This window comes from bacterium (genome assembly GCA_020440705.1).
GTDB lineage: Bacteria > Krumholzibacteriota > Krumholzibacteriia > LZORAL124-64-63 > LZORAL124-64-63 > JAGRNP01.
In genome coordinates, this window is the sequence record JAGRNP010000198.1 from 1 (window position 1) to 4,309 (window position 4,309).

The window sequence follows — 4,309 nt, forward strand, 5'->3', positions numbered from 1 at the left end:
TCGGGCACATGGGCCGGCGCCACCAGCCACCGCCGCAGGTGCGCCCGCAGCGGCTCACCCCCCTCGTCGATCGGGGCGTCGAAGTCGATCATGCGCACCTCCCGGCTCCCGCCGATCATGCCGGCGCGGGCGGCGGATGAACAAGGACGTCGCCGTCGCACCGCCCAGGCGTCCTGGCGTACCCTGCTGCCGTCAACGACCCGGGGAGAGCCCGCCATGCACGCCAGCACCCCGGCCCGCGAGGGCCACCCGCTCCGCTTCTCCACGATCGACGCCGCCGACCTCGCCGATCACGCCGACACCATCGAGGCCATCTACGACGCCCGCCACACCGGCATCGTGGTGCGCGGGGCGTTCCCCGCCGAGCGCACGGCGGCCACCGTCGCCCGCCTCGGCGCGGCCGACCTGGCCGACCAGTGGGCGGCCCCGAACGCCGGCATGACGGGCGGCGAGATCCGCACCATCGGCGACGCCGCCACGCCCACCTTCACGGCGCTGCGCGGCCCGTCCATCGAGCGCTACGGCGACAACGTGGCCCAGCACGCCCGGCGCGCCGCCGCCGTCTTCGGCGACGCCGATGGCCCCACGCCCGCGGTCCAGGGCCTCCTCGGTGGCCTCTTCGGCGGCCGCCCGGCCGCGCCGCCCGTCTTCGATGACGGCTTCACCTGGGCCCCCTACAACCTGCGCGCCCTCGACCCGGGCCAGCAGATCTACTCGCACCACGACAACCACTTCGGCCTCGAGGTCTACAAGCGGATGCCCACCGACCTGGATCGCACCACGATCCTGAGCTGGTTCATCACGCTGCAGGCCCCGGACGCGGGCGGCGAGCTGGTGGTCTATGGGCTCTGGGGCAGCGATCCGAACCTGCCCATGCTGCCGACGCGCTTCATCGACACGGCGGCCCTGGAGGCCCACTTCGCCAAGGAGATCATCGACTTGCGGGCGGGCGACCTCGTCGTCTTCGACGCCGGTCGGCACGTCCACCGCGTCGCGCCCATCCAGGGGGCGCGCCCGCGGCTGACCATGGGCGGGTTCCTGACCATCGACACGGCGCGGACGCGCCTGGCCTTCTGGAGCTGACGGCGCGCCGCCGCCCGGCGGCTCACTCGGCTCAGCCCACCCGGCTCAGCCCACTCGGCTCAGCCCTGGGTGGCCGGCAGGCGCAGGGGCAGGCGGCCGAGGTAGTCGAGCTTGCCCAGGCTCACGCCGTTGTGGCGCAGGATCGAGTAGGCCGTCGTCACGTGGAAGTAGAAGTTCGGTACCAGGTAGTGCGCCAGGTAGTCGGCCCCGGTCATGTAGCGGCCGCCCCAGTAGGGCAGGGCGATGACGCGCTCGTCGGCGCCCGCGAAGGCCGCCTCGTCGAAGCTCCCCAGCAGCTCCACCACCGCCTTCAGGCGCGTCTGCAGCTCGGCCACGGTGGCCTCGTTGTCGGCGTGGGCCGGGACCGTCCGGTCCGCCAGGCGCCCGGCGCCGTTCTTGGCGTTGTCGCAGGCCACCTGGATCTGCCGCATGAGGTTGAACTGGTCGGGGGCCAGCCGCGCGTTCAGCAGCACGGCCGGATCGAACTTCTTCTCGGCGGCGTAGGCGACGGCCTTGTCCAGGTCGGCGCAGAGGTTGTTGAGGTGCTCGGCGAAGCGCGCAAACGTCGCGACGTAGTTCATCGGATCTCCTGCGGGTAGGCGGTCGACGACGGCGGCCGGCGGGTCGCCGTTCGACCCGAGTGGATGCCACGTCCGGCCTGCTCGTCGCCACCCCGGCGTGGCCCCGCGGCCCCTCGACCAGAAAAAGTCGCGCGGGCGTTGCACGCCTGGTCGGTGGGCGGTGTTGGGCCGGGTGCAGCGACACACACTGGAGCTTCCCATGCGCGCCCTGACCACCCTCCTCCTCCTCGCCGTCAGCACCCCCGCCCTCGCCGTCGTGCCGATGACGGACGTCACCGTCACCAGCAACGGCACCTCCAGCTACCTGGAGATCGTCGGGACGGCCGACCGGGACGCCATCGTCGTCCGCGCGCTGCCGAACGGCTCGTGGGTCGTCTCCAACACCATCGACGGCGACGACTACTACTGGACGGGCCCGGCGCACGCCGGCGTCTACATCGACGGCCTCGCGGGCGACGACATCCTCTGGGTCGCGGTGCGGGCCGACTACGCCACCATCTACGGCGACGACGGCGACGACTCCGTGATCTGCGCCTCCAAGGACGGCTGCCTCGCCTGGCTGGGCAGCGGCGCCGACAGCTACCTCCCCGACTTCTGGTTCGACGAGCCCACCGGCATCCACGTGGTCTTCGGTGAGGGTGGCCCTGACGACATCTTCGGCGACGACGGCGACGACGTCCTCATCGGCGGCTCGGGTGCGGACACCATCTACGGCTACGGCGGCGACGACGACCTCCGCGGCGACAGCGGGTCCGACACCATCTACGGCGGCGACGGCGACGACCACATCGAGGGCGGCGACGGCGACGACTGGCTCTACGGCGGCCGCAACGCCGACCGCATCTGGGGCGGCCCCGGCGACGACGAGATCCACGGCAACGAGGGCGGCGACACCCTGTGGGGCAACAGCGGCCTCGACAACTGCTACGGCGGCGACGGCAACGACACCCTCAAGTGGAGCTGCTGGAACTGAGCCCACCGCGGCTCATGACCCGAGGGTCGCAGGTTCGAAGCCTGCCCCCCGGTGCCATCAAGAACCGTCGTGAATACAGATGGTTCTGCGAGTGCCCGGTCGTTCACTCGGCCGGGCTCTCTGCGTCTGTGGCCACGTTCGGGCGACCGGCGCAGCATGAAGCCACCGCCTGCCAAGAGGACCGACCCCGGATTTGCGAGCACGCGCGGCGCCGTGCTCGGAGGAGAGGAGTCCATGGCCAGACCCATGAACCACGCCGGGAGATCACGCACTCGCTGGATCGACGCAGGGGACCCGACTCGGGTATGATTTGTTGAGGAGGTGCGCATGGACGAGCGACGCGAGCAAGCGGTCCGGGACCTGGTGGCGTGGCACTTCAAGGTGGAGCCCGAGTTGCGAGAGGTCTACGTCCTGGTCGGCGCCGAGGGCGAGCCGATTCGGTTGTTGGAGGTCAACGAAGCTACGGTGCCCGGCGAACGCTTCGAGGCCTATGTGTTCGCACCCACCAAGGACGTGCCGTTCCCAACAGCGATCGCCGAGGTGACGTCCAACGAGCTGGCCAGGCTTCGTCAGACGCCGGGCGCGCTACCGCCAGTGTGGGATCTGGACCGGGCCGAAGTCTTCAAGCGTCCGACGGCGGCGTAGGGTGTCCAGCCGCGAGGCGTGGGCCGCAGCCTTCGTGAGGCAGGCGCGGTCGGACTGGGATGTGTACCAGCGCCTCGCCGCCGCCGGCGAGGCCGACTGTCACACCCTGCACTACCTCCAGATGGCATGCGAAAAGGTCGCGAAGGCGTACCGCATCCGAGACCTGGACGCCGAAATTGAAGAACTGACCCAGCACCATGTTGGCTTCGCGCGCTTCGTGCGCGCCTTCCTCCTGTCGCCTGCGATGAGACCAGACTTCGAGCACCAGGCCGCCCGGCTCCAGGCGGTCATGCGCGGAATGCACACCCTCGCGCGTGAGATCGAGCGCCTCGCGCCGGCCGTCGATCGCGAACTGCGTCCTGACAACTCCGAGTATCCATGGCTTGCGGGTGGCACGGTGGTCGCGCCGTGCGACTACGACTTCCCGAACCTCTCGCTGCTCATGGCCGCGAGCGGCCGTGCTCTTCTGAAGCTCGTCCGCCGCGCAATGGACGAATTCGAGCAGATCCACATCACCTAGACAGCGCCCGCGCGCTGTCGATGTTGGAGTTGCATGCTTCGTCTGAAGCCGGCGACACCCTGTGGGGCACCCGTGATCGATTAGGCCTCCAGGCCGCATAGATGCTCATTCTCTCCTCCAGCTACCGCCATTCTCAACGGTCTTCGTCCGACGTTCGGGTCCTGTCCGAGCCGCGCGAGGGCCTTCCAAGACATGATCGGTCGATCGGTGATCGCATCAGCGATGACTTCTCGCCAGACCGTGACCCACTGGCCTGGGTTGATCCAGCGGCCCGGCGGAAGGTGTCGCTCGGCGGTGGAGCGGGCGGCCATCGCGAGCTGCGCGCGGATGAGGGCGGCGTCGATGAGGGTGCGGACGATGTGCTCCTTGGAGCTGGGCAGCTCGTTGAGGCCAAGGCCGCTCTTGCCGGTCTTGTAGGAGGTCTCGACCTCGGTCCGGAGGCGGTAGAGCTCGGCCACATCGGTGGGCGACCAGCTGGCGGGCTTGAGGTTGGTGACGAGGAGGAGG

At 69.9% G+C, this 4,309-nt stretch carries 6 protein-coding genes; 4 read left to right on the forward strand and 2 right to left on the reverse strand.

The features are described from left to right. Nucleotides 1–216 precede the first annotated feature (216 nt). Nucleotides 217–1,083 (forward strand): 2OG-Fe(II) oxygenase, encoded by an 867-nt coding sequence (locus KDM41_17395; GenBank protein MCB1185198.1) that lies wholly within the window; start codon nt 217–219, stop codon nt 1,081–1,083. Nucleotides 1,084–1,142: 59 nt separating this feature from the next. Here KDM41_17395 and KDM41_17400 read toward each other — a convergent pair whose 3' ends face one another. Continuing rightward, nucleotides 1,143–1,664 (reverse strand): DUF1993 domain-containing protein, encoded by a 522-nt coding sequence (locus KDM41_17400; protein MCB1185199.1) that lies wholly within the window; start codon nt 1,662–1,664, stop codon nt 1,143–1,145. 199 nt (nt 1,665–1,863) lie between these two features. Here KDM41_17400 and KDM41_17405 point away from each other — a divergent pair, with 199 nt between their 5' ends. From KDM41_17405 to KDM41_17415, 3 genes are all read left to right on the forward strand, one after another. Further along, on the forward strand, nt 1,864–2,637 hold the full coding sequence (locus KDM41_17405; GenBank protein MCB1185200.1) for a hypothetical protein: 774 nt from the start codon (nt 1,864–1,866) through the stop codon (nt 2,635–2,637). A 327-nt stretch (nt 2,638–2,964) separates the two neighbouring features. Continuing rightward, nucleotides 2,965–3,282, forward strand: a complete 318-nt coding sequence (locus KDM41_17410) for a hypothetical protein (GenBank protein ID MCB1185201.1) — start codon at nt 2,965–2,967, stop codon at nt 3,280–3,282. A 1-nt stretch (nt 3,283) separates the two neighbouring features. Next, nucleotides 3,284–3,802, forward strand: a complete 519-nt coding sequence (locus tag KDM41_17415; GenBank protein MCB1185202.1) for a hypothetical protein — start codon at nt 3,284–3,286, stop codon at nt 3,800–3,802. Nucleotides 3,803–3,882: 80 nt separating this feature from the next. Here the strand turns inward: KDM41_17415 and KDM41_17420 are convergent. Further along, nucleotides 3,883–4,309, reverse strand: a 427-nt coding sequence (locus KDM41_17420; GenBank protein ID MCB1185203.1) for a hypothetical protein, incomplete at its 5' end; no start/stop codon positions are given.

Excerpts from the sequence above, each read along its gene's own strand:
- KDM41_17395 (MCB1185198.1), top strand. The coding sequence starts at position 217 with ATGCACGCCAGCACCCCGGCCCGCGAGGGCCACCCGCTCCGCTTCTCC.
- KDM41_17400 (MCB1185199.1), bottom strand. The coding sequence starts at position 1,664 with ATGAACTACGTCGCGACGTTTGCGCGCTTCGCCGAGCACCTCAACAAC.
- KDM41_17405 (MCB1185200.1), top strand. The coding sequence starts at position 1,864 with ATGCGCGCCCTGACCACCCTCCTCCTCCTCGCCGTCAGCACCCCCGCC.
- KDM41_17410 (MCB1185201.1), top strand. The coding sequence starts at position 2,965 with ATGGACGAGCGACGCGAGCAAGCGGTCCGGGACCTGGTGGCGTGGCAC.